Source organism: Mesorhizobium sp. CNPSo 4684 (assembly GCF_057784315.1).
The window spans coordinates 1-3143 of record NZ_JBWLUX010000079.1; the positions used below are offsets into that span (position 1 = coordinate 1).

The following is a 3143-nucleotide window of genomic DNA, read 5'->3' on the forward strand; positions in this document are numbered from 1 at the left end:
AGCGGGGAGGTCCTCATCAACGATGAGCGTGACACAGCTGGGTTGGGGCCAGCGAAGAGGCCGAGGACCCTGGACAATCTACACGGTCTTGCCATTGAGCGGCAGCTGAGCGAGATCGCCAATTCAGGTGGAATTAGAGCAATGCCGGCGGCCTCGACACTGCAACCGTCTCAGACAGCTGGAGTTTTGACAGGGCGGAGCAAGCAGCCTCTTTATTCCGAGGACGTAGGCCTTATTTCGGGCTTTGAGAAGGCCCTCTTCGAGGGTAAGGCCGCCAATCACACCGTCAATGCCTATGTATATTCTCTTCGCAGCTTCGGGCGCTGGCTCTTCGCAAATAACAAAGATCCGATTGCTGCTCGGCTCGACGATCAATCGCTGACCGATGATGCGAGCGAGGCCATGGAAAAGGGTTATCACGGGAGACTCCCTGCGGCAATAGACCATCTCCGGACCTTCCAGGAGACGGGCCGCGTGCTGATCACAAGCCCCGCTGAGCTAAATCCTCACCCCCAGGATCTGGCTCTCATCAAAGAGTACAGAAACGACGCAGCGACAAGGACCGGCAGGTCTGTTCTTCGCAGTTTCAGCGACTACCTGCGTAGAAATAACAAGCCGGGCATTGCTGGTCGGCTTTCCGGCACGTCATTGGATGGCGATGTCGAGCGCTATCGGAAAGACGGCGGTGATCGGAATATCGGTGCCGCACTGGCTGATCTGCGAAAATCGCAAGCAGGCGCTAAAGCGATGGAGCTCGAGCGCCATATCCTCCCCGTTCCTGATCCCGAAAACGCGCCGCGGATGGAGCCAATGTCCGTCGGCGCCGCTGCGCAGCAAAGCTGGCCAGAGGAGCTGCCTCCCGTAGAAAGCTACGACCAGGATTTGCTTTGGGAGATGATAGACAAATCCGGCCCGTCGTCTCCCGAGCCAGCCGCGCGCCATGACCAGTCTTCGGATCGAGCGTCCATTCGTCCCTTGAACTCGGGCTACGACCCCCAGCAGTTCCCCGACAAGCCGATGGGTGCATTTGCCAGCAGCAACCTCCTGCCAAGCGAGGAGGTCCTCATCAACGATGAGCGTGACACAGCTGGGTTGCGGCCAGCGAAGAGGCCGAGGCCCCTGGACAATCCAGACGGTCTTGCCATTGAGCGGCAGCTGAGCGAGATCGCCAATTCAGGTGGAGCAATACCGGCGTCCTCGACACTGCGGCCGGCTCAGTCAGCTGGAGTTCGGATAGGGCGGCGCAGGCAGCGTCTTTATTCCGAGGACGCTCACCTTATTTCGGGACTTGAGAAGGCAGTCCTCGGGGGCAACGCCGCCAACCGCACTGCCTACAACTATGTATATTGTCTTCACAGGTTCGGGAGCTGGCTCTTCGCAAATAACAAAGATCCGATTGCTGCTCGGCTCAACGAGCAATCGCTGACCGATGATGTGCGCGAGGCCATCGAAACGGGTCATAATGGGAGACTCCGTCCGGCAATAGACCATCTCCGGACCTTCCAGTCGGCGGGCGGAGTGGTGCCGATCACAGGCCGCGCTGAGCTAAATCCTCACCCCCAGGACGTGGCTCTCATCAAAGAGTACAAAAACGAAGCTGCGACAGGGACCCGCAGGGCGTATGCAACTGTTCTTCGCAATTTCAGCGACTATCTGCGTGAGAACAACAAGCCGGGCATTGCTGCTCGGCTTTCCGGCACGTCGTTGGACGGCGATGTCGAGCGCTATAGGAAGGACGGCGGGGGCAATCGGAAAATCGGTGCCGCACTGGCTGATCTGCGAAAATCGCAGGCAGGCGCTAAAGCGATGGAGCTCGAGCGCCATAACCTCCCCGTTCCTGATCCCGAAAACGCGCCGCGGATGGAGCCGATGCCCGTCGGCAGCGCCGCTGCGCAGCACAGTGTGTCGCAGGGTGCGGGCAGGTGGCCAGAGGAGCTGCCTCCCGTAGAAAGCTACGATCAGGATTTGCTTTGGGAGATGATGGACGAACCCGGCCCGTCGTCATCTCTCCAGCCAGCCGAACGCCTTCAGTCAACTGGAGTTTTGATAGGGCGGAGCAAGCAGCCTCTTTATTCCGAGGACGCTCGCCTTATTTCGGGGCTTGAGAAGGGCCTCCGCCACGGCAATGCCGCCGATGGCACTGCCGGCGCCTATGTACATTCTCTTCGCAGCTTCGGGCGCTGGCTCTTTGCAAATAACAAAGATCCGTTTGCTGCCCGGCTCAACGACCAGTCGCTGACCGATGATGCGCGCGAGGCCATCGAAAAGGGGCATCACAAACGACTCCTTACGGCAATAGACCATCTGCGAACCTTCCAGTCGACGGGCGGAGTGGTGCCGATCACAGGCCGCACTGAGCTAAATCCTCACCCCCAGGACGGGGCTCTCATCAAAGAATACAAAAACGAAGCAGGGACATCGACTAGCAGGTTGTATGCAGCTGTTCTTCGCAGTTTCAGTGACTATCTGCGTGAGAGCAACAAGCCGGGCATTGCTGCTCGGCTTTCCGGCACGTCATTGGACGGGGATGTCGAGCGCTATAGGAAGGACAGCGGGGGTAGTCGGCATATCCGTGCCGCACTGGCTGATCTGCGAAAATCGCAGGCAGGCGCTAAAGCGATGGAGCTCGAGCGCCATATCCTCCCCGTTCCTGATCCAGCAAAAGCGGTCCGGATGGAGCCGATGCCCGTCGGCAGCGCCGCTGTTCAGCACAGCGCGTGGCAGGGCGCGGGCAGATGGCCAGCGGAGCTGCTGGCTCCTGTAGAAAGCTACGACCAAGATTTGCTTTGGGAGATGATGGACGAACCCGGCCCGTCGTTATCTCTCGAGCCAGCCGCGCGCCATGACCAGTCATCGGATCCCCGAGAGTCCGTTCGTCACTTGAACTGGGGCCACGACCCCCAGCAGTTCCCCGACAAGCCGATGGGTGTATTTGCCAGCAGCAACCTCCCGCCAAGCGAGGAGGTCCTCATCAACGATGAGCGTGACACAGCGGGGTTGCGGCCAGCGAAGAGGCCGAGGACCCTGGACAATCCAGACGGCCTTGCCATTGAGCGGCAGCTGAGCGAGATCGCCAATTCAGGTGGTCGCCTGATGTCGTCGGCGGACCCCGTCCATCAACTGGGTGCATTGCCATCGCAGGC

At 59.8% G+C, this 3143-nt stretch carries 1 pseudogene; it reads left to right on the plus strand.

Annotated elements, in window-relative coordinates:
* Window positions 1–141 precede the first annotated feature (141 nt).
* Window positions 142–3143, plus strand: a pseudogene (locus tag AC04SG_RS32695) (hypothetical protein); the annotation flags it as partial.